Below are 14,521 nucleotides of genomic sequence, written 5' to 3' on the forward strand. Positions count from 1 at the left end.
TGCAGGACAGCTCAAAAGAAGCCTGCCGGCGGGCAGGAGGTCGGTTTGCCGCTGGTGGTTGGGACGCCTGGTGTCGGCCCGGATCGGTCCAGCAGCAAGGGATGCCGGTCGCTCGGCGACCGGCGTCTGAGCCTCACGGTGCGGGCTGTCAGCGTCAGGCGAGGCTGGCGAGCTCGTCGTCGGTGAAGATCCGCGAGCGCACCAGGAAACGCCGCTCGCGACCGTTGTCGAGGGAGAACATCCCGCCGCGGCCGGGAACGACGTCGAGGATGAGCTGGGTGTGACGCCAGACCTCGAATTGCGGCTCGCTGATGTAGACCGGCACACCATCGATCTCGCCGAGCTTGACGTCGCGGCTGCCGACCTTGAAGTCGTCGGTCGGGTAGCACATCGGCGAAGAGCCGTCACAACAGCCCCCGGACTGGTGGAAGAGAATCGATGGATGGTCGGTGCGGATCTCATCGATCAGAGCCAGCGCCTCGGGGGTCGCCACCACGCGATCGACGGGTGGGTTTCCGGAATCGGTCATCGTCACTCCTCCACGTAGGGTCCGGTGGGATGTTGTCGGGGCCGTGGACTCGCAGGTTGCTGGATAACTCATCGGCAACCTGCGACCGAGCCCGGAAGGGCTCGGCGGCGAAGCCGTGAGACGGGGTGAGCCAAAAAGATCGCACTTTTTTTGGCGGGGGGGCGCCTAGCCCCCTCGCCGGGCGCCCCTAAACAAGCGAGCAGCGCTGGAAATCCGCGAAGCGGACTTTTCAGCAGCCTGCTAGAAGAACCCCATCGGGTTGGGGTCGTAGCTCATCAGGATGTTCTTGGTGTTCTGGTAGTGGCTCAGCATCATCTTGTGGTTCTCGCGACCGATGCCCGACTGCTTGTAGCCTCCAAAGGCCGCATGGGCCGGGTAGAGGTGGTAGCAGTTGGTCCACACGCGCCCGGCCTTGATGGCGCGGCCGAAGCGATAACAGGTGTTGGCATCGCGGCTCCACACACCGGCGCCGAGGCCGTAGAGGGTGTCGTTGGCGATGGTGAGGGCTTCGTCGGCATCCTTGAAGGTGGTCACCGACACCACCGGTCCGAAGATCTCCTCCTGGAAGATGCGCATCGAGTTGTCACCGCGGAAGATCGTCGGCTCGACGTAGTAGCCGCCGGCGAGCTCACCGGGCATGCTCGGCTGGCCGCCGCCGGTGAGGATCTCGGCGCCCTCCTGACGACCGATGTCGAGGTAGGAGAGGATCTTCTCCAACTGCTCCGAGGAGGCCTGGGCACCCACCATGGTGGCCGGATCGAGGGGGTTGCCCTGGATGATCGCGCGGGTGCGGTCGAGGGCCCGCTCCATGAAGCGGTCGTAGATCGACTCCTGGACCAGGGCCCGGCTCGGGCAGGTGCAGACCTCGCCCTGGTTGAGGGCGAACATCACGAAGCCTTCGATCGCCTTGTCGAGGTAGGCGTCGTCGGCGGCGAGGACGTCGTCGAAGAAGATGTTCGGCGACTTGCCGCCGAGCTCGAGGGTGACCGGGATGATGTTCTCGGAGGCGTACTGCATGATCAGACGACCGGTGGTGGTCTCGCCGGTGAAAGCGACCTTGGCGACGCGGTTGCTCGACGCCAGCGGCTTGCCGGCCTCGAGGCCGAAGCCGCTCACGATGTTGATCACTCCCGGCGGCAGGAGGTCGGCGATGCGCTCCATCCAGGCGAGGATCGAGGCCGGCGTCTGCTCCGCCGGTTTGATCACCACGCAGTTTCCGGCGGCGAGTGCCGGGGCGAGCTTCCAGGTCGCCATCAAGAGGGGGAAGTTCCACGGAATGATCTGCCCGACGACGCCCAGCGGCTCCTTGAAGTGGTAGGCGATGGTGTCGTTGTCGATCTCCGACATCGAGCCTTCGTCGCCGCGGATGACGCCGGCGAAGTAGCGGAAGTGGTCGATGGCGAGGGGCAGGTCGGCGGCGGTGGACTCGCGGATCGGCTTGCCGTTGTCCCAGGTTTCGGCGGCGGCGAGGGCGGCGAGGTCATCCTCCATGCGCTGCGCGATCTTGAGCAGGATGTTGGAGCGTTCGGTGGTCGAGGTGGCACCCCAGGAATCGGCTGCGGCGTGGGCAGCGTCGAGGGCGGCTTCGACGTCCTCGGCGTTCGAGCGCGCGATCTCGCCGATCGGCTGGCCGTGGATTGGAGAGACGTTCTCGAAGTAGGCGCCGGACCTGGGGGCGACCCAGCGACCGCCGATGAAGTTGTCGTAACGATCTTTGAAGTCTGGGCGGGTGGTGAGGGTGGACGGTGCTTCTTGGATGGTCACTTCGCTCCTCCTATTCGACGGTGGGCGTCTACGGCAGTGACGAGTGCCACTATGCGCATCAAGGCAAGCTATTTTCAACGTAACACTCCGCGGCCCGCTGAGACAAGCAGCGCCGCCGACCGCCGACATCCTCCCTTCCGAAGTCTCAGGCCTCGGTGGCGCTCTGATTGATCCGTCGAGTGATCTCGGCGAGGCGCGACCAGGTCTGCAGGCTGACCGGCAGCATGGTGGCCGCCTCGACGTACTCCCACGAGTAGGTGACGATCGAGAAGATGCGCCCGGCGCTGATCTCCGGCAGGCTGGCGCTGATCCAGAGGTTGAAGACGATGAATCCGATCTGCAGCAGGAAGATCGAGCCGTAGACCAGCGCCTCCGTGTCCGACAGCTTGACCTCGAGATCGCGCAGCTTGCGCAGGTGGCCGAAGATGCGAGTCCGCCGGCCCTCTTCCAGCAGGGTCACCTGTCGCTCCATTTGACTGTTCAAGGAGGCGTTGAGGCGGAAGAACCGTCCGTGGGAGAAGGCGTAGACCACGATCATCGCCACCGTGACGACCATCGCCGAAACCGCCAGCCGAAGATCGAAGGTGGCGAGGACCGCCAGCGTCACCAGGATCTGGATCACCGAGGTCAGCAGGGTGGGCAGGTCCTGCTCGAGGAAATCGACCAGCTCCCGCGCCATGCCCAGGCGGGCGCTCTTGGCGGACACCGAGAGGTGCGGAAACCGGCGATCGAGGGCGGCGCCGAGGAGCACCCGGATCGAGCCGTAGGCGCGGGTGTCGAAGGCCCGCCGCGTCACCATCACCACGGTCAGCGCCACCAGCGCGCTGCCGAACCAGACCAGCTCCCGGGAGCGCCCGGCGAGCAGACCGTCGATCGCCAAGCCGATCAGCAGCGGCACGAAGGCCAGCAGCACGATCTCGATCATCACCAGCGTGCAGGTGACGCCGATGCGGCCGGGAAAAGTGCGAATGATCTGGGACAGGCTGAGTCGTTCTCGGTTCATGATGGGTCCTTCTCTCGAGCTTCGGAGCAGCGAAGAGTCCGCTGATGCTCTCTTCTCGGGACGGCTTCAGCAAGCTGCCGCGACGAGACGGACGGCCTTGGGGTCTGGCTAGCGGATGGTGGTGCCAGCCGCTCCCTATAGCCGCTCCCCGTACGTCGGGATCGACGGCGTTCTTTCGCTGGTCAGGAGTGATCCCTTCGGCTGCCGGCGGTTGCAATGGCTTCGCTGGTCTCGCCGCCGGGCCACGTCCCGCTCAGGGCAGCGCCAGAACGCGAAAATCGTCGAACTCCACCCAGTGCCACTCGTCGTGTTTGCCCTGTCCGGCGACCACGCCGAAGGTCGGCGTCGAGCCCGAGTGCTCGAGCTCGACCGTCCCAAGCCGCTGCCAGGCCTCGGCGCCGGGCGGTCGAAAGTAGCCGGTGAACTCGGCTCCGCGACGCTCGAGGCGGAGCTCGACCTTCTCGCCTTGGAACGGCACCGCCTTGGAAGCCCGGTCGCGGCCGCGGCCATCGCTTTCATGGACCAGCATTATCTTCTGGGTTTCGTGCTGCACGTGATTGAGCTGCGTCAGGGTGACCCAGTGGTCGTCGTCGAAGTACCAGATCAGCCCGCCGTGCTCGTAAGCGTGGGTCATCGCCAGGCCGGCATCGACCGTCAGCTCGGCGGCCACCGCGTTGGGTAGAGGGCTCGGGTTTGCGAGGAGCAGGACGTTCCGCTGTGAATTCTCTCGTCCCCACAGCTGGCCGCGGGTGCGGATGGCGAGCTTGCCGTCGGCAAGGCGCCACCCGGCCTCGTCTTGGCGCACCCAAGTCCAGTCGCTGGCGAGCTGGTCGGTCGAGAAGTCGTCCTCGGCGAGCACCGAGTCCTGCGCCGCGACGCACGGCAGCGCGAGGACGGCGACGGAGGCCGCGGACACTGCGATGGAGAGGAGGGTGGCTGGCTTCATCGGGACTCTCCTCGAGGGTTGATTTCGGGCGTCGGTCACGCCGCCACCTTCGGATGCGAGCGAGGGCCGCCCTAGACAGAGCTCGCCCTTCCAGGGGAAACCCACCGCGCGGTGGCCCACCCCAGGGCTCCGGTGGCGACCATCGTTGCGACCGCCCAAGTCAGATCTCGCGTTCGAGGATCGGAGAGCATCTCCGCCGTGATCAACGGTGTCTCGGCAGGGCTTCCGGGCATCAGGAAGACCCAAACCAGGCCTGCGAGAAGCATTCCGAGATTGAGGCAGAATCCGGGAAGGAAGCGCGCCCACGGGAAGGGAATGGGGGCCCGCTCCGCCGCCTCTTCTCGAACCGCTCGCATGACCAGGGTGGAGAACTCTGCCTTCGGATTCAGCTCCTCTTCCTCGCTGAGGATGCGATCGAGCTCCTTGATCTCGTTCTCGTTCATGCTTCGGCCTCGCGGTTCGCCAGGGCGAGTGGGTGCCCCAACGCCTTCAGCTTGGTCTTCAGTAGTTTACGGGCCCGATGCAGGCGGGCCTTGACCGTGCCCGGCTTGGTGCCCAACGTCGCGGCCGTCTCGACCACGTCTTGCTGTTGAAAATAGTAGACCACGATGGTGTCGCGGTACTTCGGTGGCAGAAGGGCCACGGCCCGCCGAACGATGCTGTCGCGGCTGGCTGCGGCCATCTCGCTGGCGAGGTCCCCCGCCGCCGCGACCGCCTCGGCGTCGGCGAGCTCGACGGCGGGCGGAATGTGACGACGCAGTCTGGTGCGGTAGTGGTTGAGGGCCACCGAGAACATCCAGGTGGAGAACTTCGCCTCGCCGCGCCACCGCTTCAGATTGCGGAAGACCTTGAGCAGGGCCTCCTGGGCCATCTCCTCTGCCAGGCTGTGATCGCGGCTGAGGCGGTAGGCGAGGCTGAGGAGCGGCCCCTGCCAGCGAGAGACGATGCCCTCGAAGGCATTGGTGTCTCCGGCCAGGACGCGGGCGACGATGCCCGCGTCGTCATCGCGGCTCGAGGATTCCGAAGACAAGATCGAGCTCCGCTTCAGTCCTGCTCCAGGGTGTCGGACGACCAGCCGGGCGGCGGCGGTCCGGGATCCACTTTGGAGGCGAAAACAGCTCCGTAGAGCAACATGCAGGCGCCGATGCTGCCCGGAATCAAGCCGAGCCTCCAAGCCCCGCCGCTGACGAACTGCAGGCCGAGGCAAATGCCGATGCCCACCCCGATGAGGACGAAGGCCGCCACCAGCAGCTTCTCGCGGGCCTGCTGAAGCTTGAGCTTGTGCTCGTACTGCATCAACGAGGTGACGCCCGCCGCGTCCATCTTGCCGCTCTCGACCAAGCGCTTGCGAAACTCGAAGCGGTAGTACTCCTGACGCTCCTTGCGCCGGTTCTCAGCCCAGGAGACGATCGTGATGAAGGTGAAAGTGGCTACCGCCCCGGTAGCCAGGAACAGCCAGAGTGCCACGTTGGTAGATCCCATCGCCGGTCCTCCTTTCTAGGAATTGGTCGCGATTGCAGCGCCTCGGGCCCGGTGATTTTGCCCTTTGCGCCTGGGTTTCGCTCAGTAGGACTCAGGGGGGCCGTCCGAGGTTGCATTTTCTGCTCTGCGGAGGCAGAAGGTGTCACCCGCTCCGGCGCAGGGGGCTCGAGCTCTGGGTCGCCGGGTGCGAGGGCCTGGCAGCCCCGAGTCGAGGCTGCCGAGGTCGAGTCGGGGCGCGCCCGCCCCGGATGGCGCGGATTGGCCTTCAGGCGGCGGGTTGCTTGAGAGCCGCGTCGACCAAGCGATCACCGGCGCGCCGGGCACCGGCGATGTTGCGCGCGACAGGACCGATCTCGAGCTCGGCCAGCGGGCCGGTGACGTGGATCCGCGGGTGCCAGCGGAGCCAGGAGTCGACGATCGGATAGCCGCAGGCGGCGCAGCGCAGGTCGTGCTCGTCGACCAGGCGATCGAGCATGGCGCCGCCCGGGCGCCGGCTGGCGAAACCCGTCGCCAGGTAGAGATGGTCGCCGTCGATCCGCTCGCCGGAGGTCAGCTCGAGCTGCAGGCCGGCGCCATCGACCTCGAGACCCGAGACCTCACTGTGGTGGAGCGTGAGACGCCCACTGGCGAGGGCGACGCGCAGGGCGTGACGGACTTCCGGCGTCACGGAGCCTCGGTGGCGGGCCTGCTGGATGATGCGGCGGCGCCCGTCCGGGTCTCTTTCGCGTTCGAAGGTAGGCATGAGCTTCGGCCCCAGCCAGCCCGGGTCGCTGTCGAAACGATGGACCCGCGGCGGGTGGCGGGTCACCAGGTCGACGGTTCGCTGATCGGCGACGAGACGGATCGCGGCCTGGACCGCCGAGATGCCGCCACCGACGACGAGGGCGCGCTCGCCCGGGTCCGACCGATGGGGCGATGGCTGCCCGGGCGGATCGAAGAGGTGTCGAATGCGCGAACCATGGCCCACGGCCCATTCCGGCCACTCCGGCTGGTCGCCGGCGCCGAGGGCCAGAACCACTCGCGCGGCGGCGATGGTCGTGCCGTCACAGGTGGTCACCTGAACGCCGTCCGTTTCTGGCTGCAGCCGTTCGGCTTTGCCGCGCAGGTGAAGGCCGGTGAGACCGAAGCGCGTGATGACGTGATCGCAGTGCGCGTTGAAGAGGTCGAGGGACGGGCAGTTGTAGCGGCTGCGCAGGAGTCCCGGCGGTCGTTTGCGCCGGTCGCCGGCGAAGCGCATCAGCGAGGACGGCTCGAGATCGAGGTGGTGCACGCCGGGAGAGCGGAGATGGGACATGCCGGTCGCCGAGGTGAACGATCGCCAGCGTTGGAGTAGTTGCGCCGCCGGATCGAGAATCGCGAGGCGAGCGCTGTCGATTCCGCCCTCGCCCACCAGTCGGGCGGCGAGATGGACGCCGTGGGGGCCGCCGCCGACGATCAGCCAGTCGAGGACGTTCATTCGACTAGGCCGACTCGCCGCGGATCGCGATCAGCGGACTCAGCCTGGCGGCTCGCAGGGCGGGGAGCAGGCAGGCCACCAGGACCGCCAGGGCGAGGGTGAAACAGGCGGTGAAGAGGCTCAGCGGGTCGGTCGCCGCAACGCCGAACAGCAGACTCTCGATCAGGCGGCCGAGAAGGAGGCCCGCGGGCACGCCGATCAAGGTGCCACGCAACAGGATGCGAAGGCCCTGGGCCATGATCAGGGACAGGAGGTCTCGGGGTTGGGCGCCGAGGGCCTGGCGGATCCCCATCTCCTGTCGGCGCAGGGTGACGTGGTAGGACATCACGCCGTAGGTGCCGCCGGCGGCGAGGGCGAGGGCGAGCAAGGCGAAGATCGAGAACAGGCGACTCGTCACCAGGCGCTGCCATTCCACCCGGGCCAGCCGCTCCTGCATCGGCGCCACGTCGAAGAGCGGCAGGTCGGGGTCGACGCTCTGAATCGCGGCTTCGACCTGGCGCGTCAGCTGGGTGGCCTCGAGAGAACTGCGCAGCGCAAAGTAAGTGTCGCCGGTGAAGTGCTGCCGATGGGAGACGTAAAGGTCGAGGCTGAAGTCACCGGCACGCCGTTCACTGCGCACGTCGCCGGCGATGCCCACCACCGTCATCCAGGGCTCCGGCGACTCTGGAGGACCGAGCTTGAGGCGCTTGCCGAGGGCGCCATCGGGCCACAGCCGTTGGGCCAGGCCGCGGCTCAGGACGACCACCGGTTGGGTGCTTTGCCGATCGCCGGAGTCGAAGGACCGACCTTGGCGCATGGGGATCTTCATGACCTCGAAGTAGCCGGCGCCGACGGACTGGAGGTGGATGAAGGGATTGGCCTCTTGCTCCTCCGCCGATTGCCCTTCGAGGGTGAGCACTCGTTTGCTGTTCGAGTCGAGCCGGGCCAGGGGCAGATTCTGGTTCGCCGCCACGCCCTCGACTCCCGGGATCTGTCGCAGATTCTCGAGGGCTTGCTCGAAGAATGGGGTGACCTGCTCGATCTTGTTGTAGGTCCAGTAGGGGGGATCGACCCGCACGGTGAACAGGTTCTCGCTGGCGAATCCGAGATCCTGGCGATCGAGGGCGAAGGCGCTCCGAATCATCAAGCCGGCGCCCGCCAGCAGGATCAAGGCGAGGGCGATCTCGCCGGTCACCAGGGCGCCTCGCAAACCGGCCGACGGTCCACCGGTGGCGCCTCGCGTTCGCACCATGGAGTGGCCGGAGGCGGAGCGAGAGGCGAGCAGCGCCGGGGCCAGGCCCGCGAGCATGCCGCTCATCAGCACCAAGGCCGCGGCGACTGCAAAGGCGATGGGATCGAGCCGGATCTCCATCCAGCTCGGCAGGTCGGCTTGCACCAGGCCGCTGAAGAAGCGCAGGCCGAAGCTGGCGATCATCAGCCCGAGGCCCCCGCCGAAGGTCGCCAGCACGATGCTCTCGACGAGCACCTGACGCAGCAGGTGAATGCGGCTTGCTCCGAGGGAGATCCGGACTGCCAGCTCTTCGCGCCGCTCGCTGGCGCGGGCGAGCAGGAGATTGGCGGTGTTGACGATCGCGATCAGCAGCACCAGGGCCACCGCGACCGCCAGCATCAGCAGGTAGGGGCGCGCCGCGCCGACCCACGAGTCACGCAGCGGCACGACGCCGAACTGGACTCCACCATTGAGCTCCGGAAAGCGCTCCTGCCAGAGGCGACCGAATCGCGTCATCTCCTGCTGGGCTTGCTCCAGGGAAGCGCCCGGTCGCAGGCGGGCGAGCACCGAATGGCGCCGACCATCGAGACCGTAGTAGTCGGTCACCTGGCGGTAGAGATCGACTCCCGGTGGAAAGCTGCTGGCGGGCGCGAGAACACCGTCGACGACGTAGGAGCCGCTGTCGAGGAGGATGGTGCCGCCGACGATTCCGGGGTCGCTACCGAAGCGGCGCTGCCAGAAACGATGACTCAGCACGACGCGGTTCTGAAAGCGAAAGTCCTGTTCGGCCGAGAAGGCGCCGCCGTGAGCGAATCGACTGCCCAGCACCTCGAACAGGGGATAGGCGCTGATCGCGGTGGGGGCAACTTCCGGAGGACCATCGCCGGTGACGTTGTACTGGCTGAGGTAATAGGCCCCGACGGTTTCGAAGATGCGACTGTCGCGCTGCAGCTCCTCGATCTCCCGCTGCGTGAGGTGCCCCGGCTCGGCGCCCATGTAGGCCATCACTCGCACCAGCCGGTCGGCTTCGGGAAAGGGCAGTGGCCTCAGCAACAGCGCTTGAATCAAGCTCGCCACGGTGACGGTGGCGCCGAGGCCGAGCCCGAGGGTCAGGACGGTGATCGCGGCAAAGGTCGGCCGGCGGCGGAATCCGCGCAGAGCAAAGGCGAGGTCTTGGACGAGGTGGCTCATTCGAATCCCGCGTTTCGAAGGGCGGATAAGCAGCTCTGGGGCCGCCTTGCGATAATGATAATGCAAAATCGATATCAAATTTCAGGGGATCAGGTCGCGCTGCCGCGACCTCGCCTTCGGAGGCCGGTCCCCGGTGTCTTGGAACCGAATCGGCTCCGCTCCGTACAAGAGGTCTGAAAGGCCCGTTCGATCTCGTCGTATGCTCCGTAGAACCACTCGAGGAGTGACCGGGCCGTCCTCGTCAAAGCGCGCCGCCGATTCTGGGTCGGGCGCGCGCCGAGGACTTCCGAAGCCAAGTAATCGAGACAGGAGCTGGTGATGACCAAACGTTGGATTCTTGCCGTGGCCTTGCTATTCGTTTTTCCCGGGTGGCTCGCCGCCGCCGAAGTCGAGCGCGTCGAGCGTGGAAATCTCGTCATCGAGGGTGTTCCGGAGATTCCTCCCGAGCTGACGGAGCGTCTGCGGCGTTACCAGAACACGCGTTCGGCAGGACTCCAAGGCTGGCATCCGGGCGGCGAGGGAATCGTCATTTCGACTCGCTTCGGTGAGACCAGCCAGCTCCACTGGGTCAAGCGACCGGGGGGCTCCCGGCAGCAGCTCACTTTCTTCGATGAGCCGGTCAGCGGCACCTCGATCAACCCCAACCCGGCGGCCGGTGCGCTGCTCTTCCAGAAAGACGTGGGAGGCTCCGAGTTTTTTCAGCTCTTCGCCTTCGATCTCGCCACCGGTTCCCACCGCATGGTTTCCGACGGCAAGTCGCGCAACGGCGGGGCGGTGTGGTCCGAGGACGGTAGCCAGTTCGCCTACTTCACGACGCGCCGCAATGGCCGCGACTGGGATATCCACGTCGGTCGCCTCGACGGCCAGCCGAGCCGCTCGGTGCTCGAGGCGGGGGGAGCCTGGGCACCGGCCGAGTTCTCGCCCGATGGCAAGAAGCTGCTGGTGGCCAAGCTGATCTCCGCCAACGAGACCCGGCCGCACCTTCTCGACCTCGCGAGCGGTGAGCTCACCGAGCTCAACCCGACGGAGGACAAGGTCTCCTACGGCACCGCCGCCTTCGCGCCGGACGGCAAGGGCATCTACTTCGCTTCCGACCAGGGGAGCGAGTTTCAGCATCTGCGCTATTACGATCTGGCGACCGGCGAGAGCCGCATTCTGACCGGCGACATTCCGTGGAATGTCGGTGGCGCGACCATCTCTCCCAACGGCCGCTACATCGCTTTCACGGTGAATGAGGGGGGCATCAGCAAGCTCCACGTGCGGGACGTCGCCAATTTTCAGCCGGTGAAGACGCCGGAGCTGCCCCCGGGGCAGGTCTTCGGTCTCGAGTTCAGTCCCGACAGCCGGCAGCTCGGCCTTGGCATCAGCTCGTCGCAGACGCCGGGCGACGTCTATGCCATCGACTTCGCGAGCCAGCGGCTGGAGCGCTGGACTCACTCCGAAGTCGGCGGGCTCGACACCTCCGAGTTCGCCAGTCCGGAGCTGATCCACTACCCGACCTTCGATCAGGCCGATGGCGAGGCGCGGCAGATTCCGGCCTTTTACTACAAGCCTGCCGGCAAGGGGCCGTTTCCGGTGCTGATCAACATTCACGGTGGTCCCGAAGGCCAGGCGCGGCCCTTCTTCAGCTCGACCTCGCCTTTCTTCATGGACGAGCTCGGAATCGCCCTTTTGGTGCCCAACGTGCGCGGCTCCTCGGGCTACGGCAAGTCCTACTTGAAGCTCGACAACGGTTTCAAACGCGAGGACTCGGTGAAGGACATCGGTGCCCTCCTCGACTGGATCGAGCAGCAGCCCGAGCTCGACGCCTCGCGGGTGGCGGTGATCGGCGGTAGCTACGGCGGCTACATGGTGCTGGCCTCGATGATCCACTACGACGACCGCCTGAAGGCCGGCATCGACATCGTCGGCATCAGCAACTTCGTGACCTTCCTCAAGAACACTCAGGACTACCGCCGCGACCTGCGCCGGGTGGAGTACGGCGACGAGCGCGATCCGGAGATGCTCGCCTTCCTCGAGAAAATCGCGCCGACCCGGCGCGCAGCGGAGATCTCCAATCCGCTGTTCATCGTCCAGGGCCTCAACGACCCGCGGGTGCCGGCTTCCGAGAGCGAGCAGATGGTGGAGGAGATTCGCGCTGCCGGCGGTAACGTTTGGTACCTGCTGGCGAAGGACGAAGGGCACGGCTTCCGCAAGAAGGGCAACCGCGACTACTACAACAGCGCGGTGGTGCTCTTCCTGCAAAAGCACTTGCTCGGCGAGTAGCAGGCTGCTGAAAAAGCCGCGTGGCGGCTTCTTCAGCGCCTGCTGTTTATTCCGAGAGGGGCTACGCGCCCCTGACTGCGCGTCCCGCTCCGGCCCAAGAAGCGCGGTTCTTGGGCCTCCTCACCCATCGCGGTGGCTTCGCCACCGCCGGGCCCTCTCGGGCCCGGTAGCAGGTTGCCAACGAGTTTTTCAGCAACCTGCTAGCAGGCTGGTCCTTGCCGTAAGCTCGGCAAGCCATGTCCGCCCCGATTCAGACCCTCGACCAGCGCCGGGCGCGACGCCTGGCGCTGGCCCGCGCCGGCTTGCTCAATCCGGAGTGGACCGGGATGCCGAAGAGCGGCCGTCGATTGGCGCGCTCGGCGGCGCTGCGGGTGGTCGATCGCTTCGGCTATCTGCAGCTCGACACCGTTTCGATCGCCGGGGCGCGCAGCCATTGCCTGGTGCTGCTGTCGCGCCTGGCGGGTCTCGACCCGACCCTCGGCGAGTCTTTGCTGGCACCGGGGACGCCGCTGTTCGAGTACTGGGGCCATGAGGCGAGTTGGATTCCCTGGGACCTCTACCCGGCCTTCGAGTGGCGCCGGAGGGAGTTCCAAAGCCACCCTTGGTGGGGTGACCTGCTACGCCAGCACCGCCCGGTCGCCGACGGCCTGCTGCGCCGCATCGAGACCGAAGGTCCCTTGCGCTCGAAGGACTTCGACGGGCAGGGAGGCCAAGGCTGGTGGAATCTCAAGATCGCCGTCAAGGTGGCTGCGGCGCTGTGGTCCGCGGGGCACCTGGCGATTCGCGAGCGGCGTTCCTTTCAGCGCGTTTTCGACCTCACCGAGCGGGTGATCCCGGCCGAGCTCCGGGACCAGCCTTGGGAGCGACCGCGAGCTCTGCGACATCTGCTGCGGCGCGCCCTCGCCGGTCACGGTTGGGCGACCACCGGCACCCTGGCAGCGACCTGGCGGTTGAGAAACCTGCGCCAACCGATCGCAACCGCCCTGGGCGAGCTGCAGGAGGCGGGGGAGATCGTGCCCTGTCGTTTGAACGATGGCGCGACGCCGGGCTGGATTCGAGTTCGGGATCTCGAGCTGGCGGAGCGCCTCGCGCGGGTGCGGCCGCGGCGGGACCGAGGGGTGTTGCTGTCGCCCTTCGATCCGGTCCTGTGGGATCGCGGTCGGGTCCAGCGACTGTTCGATTTCGAGCAGCTGCTCGAAATCTTCAAGCCGGCACCACAGCGCCGCTTCGGCTACTACTGTCTGCCGGTGCTCGCCGGTGAACGCTTGATCGGGCGCGTCGACCTCAAGGCCGAGATGCGGCAGGGCCGCCTGATGGTTCTGTCCTGTCACTTCGAAGCCGAGCGACCGTCGCCGGCCGATCGCGCCGCCATGGACTCGGCCCTCGTCGGCTATGCCGAGGCGCTTCGACTGACCCTCGGCTCGCGCCTCGGGCCGTCGCCGCCCTCGAGCCAATCGCTCACCAAGCGATAGGCGATCGATACCGGCGACGGCAGGCGGATCTCGTCCGCCGCCACCGCCGCCCGCAGCTCGGAGCGCGAGAACCAGCGGGCGTCGGCGATCTCGCGGGGATCGAGGTCGAGCTCGGTGCGCAGCGCCCGCGCCATGAAGCCAACCATCATCGAGCTCGGAAATGGCCACGGTTGGGACGAGTGATAGCGCGGCGCCGAGACCACCACGCCGGTCTCCTCCTGGACTTCTCGCACCACCGTTTCTTCGAGGCTCTCGCCGGGCTCCGTGAACCCCGCCAGGGTGGAGTAGACCTTCGGCCGGAACTCCGGCTGGTGCACCAGAAGGCACCGGTCGGCGCCGTCGTGGACCAGCACGATGACCGCCGGATCGGTGCGCGGGAAATGGCTGCGGCCGCAGCCGCTCTGGGTGCAGACCCTCTGGTGGCCGCCTTCGCTGACGCGAGTTCCGTGGCCGCAGGTGCTGCAGAAGCGATTGGCCCGGTGCCAGTTGCTGATGCCACAGGCGAAGGTCACGATCGAAGCCTCGCTGGACTCGAGCAGCGGCCCGACGTCGCGCAGGCTGACGAAGCGGCCGCCCTTGAGCAGGGTGGCCGGCGGCCTCTCGAGGTGGGAGAGGTCGAGGGTGAACCAGGGAACGTCGTCGAGCAGCCCCAGAAAAACCCAGGTCGCGCCATCGCCGACCAGGCGGTAGGCCCAGCTCGGGCTCACCGAGCCGGCTCGTGGCGGGTCGCCGCGTTGAATCAGTGGCTGAGAGCGCCACACCGGCAGGATGCGGCTGGTGCCGTCGCGGCGCCGGGCGCGCAGCCAGGCGGCATCGGAGCGCCGTTGGTGGGCGCGGTCGAGGCGTCCACCGGTGAGGATGTTGCGGATCGGGTAGGGGCGGTCCATGGGCTCCATTTTAGGGCCCGCTGGAGGTCCGCCGCCAGCCTGCTAGGCAGACTGCTGAAGAAGTTCAGGTTCGAGGACTTCCGGCCCGCATGGGACCCCGAGCCCAGCGGGCGAGGCGGCGCCTTCGGCGCCGAGGACGGGGCCGCCCTGGATTGGGGTGAAGGCGCGCGACATGCGCGAAGCCGGGCCGCGTAGGCCTGAGGGGGGCGCCTTCTAGCCCCCCTGGCCGGGCGCCCCTGAAATAAACAGCAGGCGCTGAAGATGCCGCCTCGCGGGCTTCTTCAGCAGCCTGCTAGGCTCCGGGACATGATCAAGA

Annotated in this window: 12 protein-coding genes; 2 read left to right on the plus strand and 10 right to left on the minus strand. The window is 67.0% G+C overall.

Features of this window, described 5'->3' with window-relative positions; genetic code table 11:
- Positions 1 to 154: 154 nt before the first annotated feature.
- The 9 genes from AAF604_10660 to AAF604_10700 form a co-directional block, all read right to left on the minus strand.
- Positions 155 to 529 carry a DUF779 domain-containing protein gene (locus tag AAF604_10660; GenBank protein ID MEM7050115.1) on the minus strand — a complete coding sequence of 125 codons (375 nt, stop codon included), beginning with the start codon at positions 527 to 529 and terminating at the stop codon, positions 155 to 157.
- A 240-nt stretch (positions 530 to 769) separates the two neighbouring features.
- A complete protein-coding gene (gene adh / locus AAF604_10665; protein ID MEM7050116.1) occupies positions 770 to 2,287 on the minus strand; it encodes an aldehyde dehydrogenase in 1,518 nt (505 codons plus the stop codon).
- 151 nt (positions 2,288 to 2,438) lie between these two features.
- Complete coding sequence (locus AAF604_10670) at positions 2,439 to 3,296, minus strand: ABC transporter six-transmembrane domain-containing protein (GenBank protein ID MEM7050117.1); 858 nt, start codon at positions 3,294 to 3,296, stop codon at positions 2,439 to 2,441.
- A gap of 253 nt (positions 3,297 to 3,549) precedes the next feature.
- The gene (locus AAF604_10675) at positions 3,550 to 4,242 is read right to left on the minus strand and encodes a hypothetical protein (protein ID MEM7050118.1); all 693 of its coding nucleotides are present in this window, start codon (positions 4,240 to 4,242) and stop codon (positions 3,550 to 3,552) included.
- 71 nt (positions 4,243 to 4,313) lie between these two features.
- Positions 4,314 to 4,685 (minus strand): hypothetical protein, encoded by a 372-nt coding sequence (locus AAF604_10680; protein MEM7050119.1) that lies wholly within the window; start codon positions 4,683 to 4,685, stop codon positions 4,314 to 4,316.
- Entirely contained in the window at positions 4,682 to 5,272 is a 591-nt protein-coding gene (locus tag AAF604_10685) for a sigma-70 family RNA polymerase sigma factor (protein ID MEM7050120.1), read from the minus strand. The genes AAF604_10680 and AAF604_10685 overlap by 4 nt, the downstream gene beginning before the upstream one ends.
- A 14-nt stretch (positions 5,273 to 5,286) precedes the next feature.
- Complete coding sequence (locus AAF604_10690; GenBank protein ID MEM7050121.1) at positions 5,287 to 5,724, minus strand: hypothetical protein; 438 nt, start codon at positions 5,722 to 5,724, stop codon at positions 5,287 to 5,289.
- 265 nt (positions 5,725 to 5,989) lie between these two features.
- On the minus strand, positions 5,990 to 7,180 hold the full coding sequence (locus AAF604_10695; protein ID MEM7050122.1) for an FAD/NAD(P)-binding protein: 1,191 nt from the start codon (positions 7,178 to 7,180) through the stop codon (positions 5,990 to 5,992).
- Positions 7,181 to 7,184: 4 nt separating this feature from the next.
- Positions 7,185 to 9,581, minus strand: a complete 2,397-nt coding sequence (locus AAF604_10700; protein MEM7050123.1) for an ADOP family duplicated permease — start codon at positions 9,579 to 9,581, stop codon at positions 7,185 to 7,187.
- Between the two features lie 318 nt (positions 9,582 to 9,899).
- Between AAF604_10700 and AAF604_10705 the strand changes: the two genes are divergently transcribed.
- Both AAF604_10705 and AAF604_10710 read left to right on the plus strand, forming a co-directional pair.
- Positions 9,900 to 11,846 carry a prolyl oligopeptidase family serine peptidase gene (locus AAF604_10705; GenBank protein MEM7050124.1) on the plus strand — a complete coding sequence of 649 codons (1,947 nt, stop codon included), beginning with the start codon at positions 9,900 to 9,902 and terminating at the stop codon, positions 11,844 to 11,846.
- A gap of 236 nt (positions 11,847 to 12,082) precedes the next feature.
- Complete coding sequence (locus AAF604_10710) at positions 12,083 to 13,318, plus strand: crosslink repair DNA glycosylase YcaQ family protein (protein MEM7050125.1); 1,236 nt, start codon at positions 12,083 to 12,085, stop codon at positions 13,316 to 13,318.
- Here the strand turns inward: AAF604_10710 and nudC are convergent.
- Positions 13,237 to 14,205, minus strand: coding sequence for an NAD(+) diphosphatase (nudC, locus tag AAF604_10715; protein MEM7050126.1), 969 nt, complete (start codon positions 14,203 to 14,205; stop codon positions 13,237 to 13,239). The two genes, AAF604_10710 and nudC, sit on opposite strands and share 82 nt — an antisense overlap.
- Between the last annotated feature and the right edge of the window lie 316 nt (positions 14,206 to 14,521).

This window comes from Acidobacteriota bacterium (assembly GCA_039028635.1).
Taxonomy (GTDB): Bacteria; Acidobacteriota; Thermoanaerobaculia; order Multivoradales; family JBCCEF01; genus JBCCEF01.

Bases quoted from the DNA above. Each gene is read 5' to 3' on its own strand.
- AAF604_10660 (MEM7050115.1), bottom strand. From the start codon at position 529: ATGACCGATTCCGGAAACCCACCCGTCGATCGCGTGGTGGCGACCCCC.
- AAF604_10670 (MEM7050117.1), bottom strand. From the start codon at position 3,296: ATGAACCGAGAACGACTCAGCCTGTCCCAGATCATTCGCACTTTTCCC.
- AAF604_10675 (MEM7050118.1), bottom strand. From the start codon at position 4,242: ATGAAGCCAGCCACCCTCCTCTCCATCGCAGTGTCCGCGGCCTCCGTC.
- AAF604_10680 (MEM7050119.1), bottom strand. From the start codon at position 4,685: ATGAACGAGAACGAGATCAAGGAGCTCGATCGCATCCTCAGCGAGGAA.
- AAF604_10690 (MEM7050121.1), bottom strand. From the start codon at position 5,724: ATGGGATCTACCAACGTGGCACTCTGGCTGTTCCTGGCTACCGGGGCG.
- AAF604_10695 (MEM7050122.1), bottom strand. From the start codon at position 7,180: ATGAACGTCCTCGACTGGCTGATCGTCGGCGGCGGCCCCCACGGCGTC.
- AAF604_10700 (MEM7050123.1), bottom strand. From the start codon at position 9,581: ATGAGCCACCTCGTCCAAGACCTCGCCTTTGCTCTGCGCGGATTCCGC.
- AAF604_10705 (MEM7050124.1), top strand. From the start codon at position 9,900: ATGACCAAACGTTGGATTCTTGCCGTGGCCTTGCTATTCGTTTTTCCC.
- AAF604_10710 (MEM7050125.1), top strand. From the start codon at position 12,083: ATGTCCGCCCCGATTCAGACCCTCGACCAGCGCCGGGCGCGACGCCTG.
- nudC (MEM7050126.1), bottom strand. From the start codon at position 14,205: ATGGACCGCCCCTACCCGATCCGCAACATCCTCACCGGTGGACGCCTC.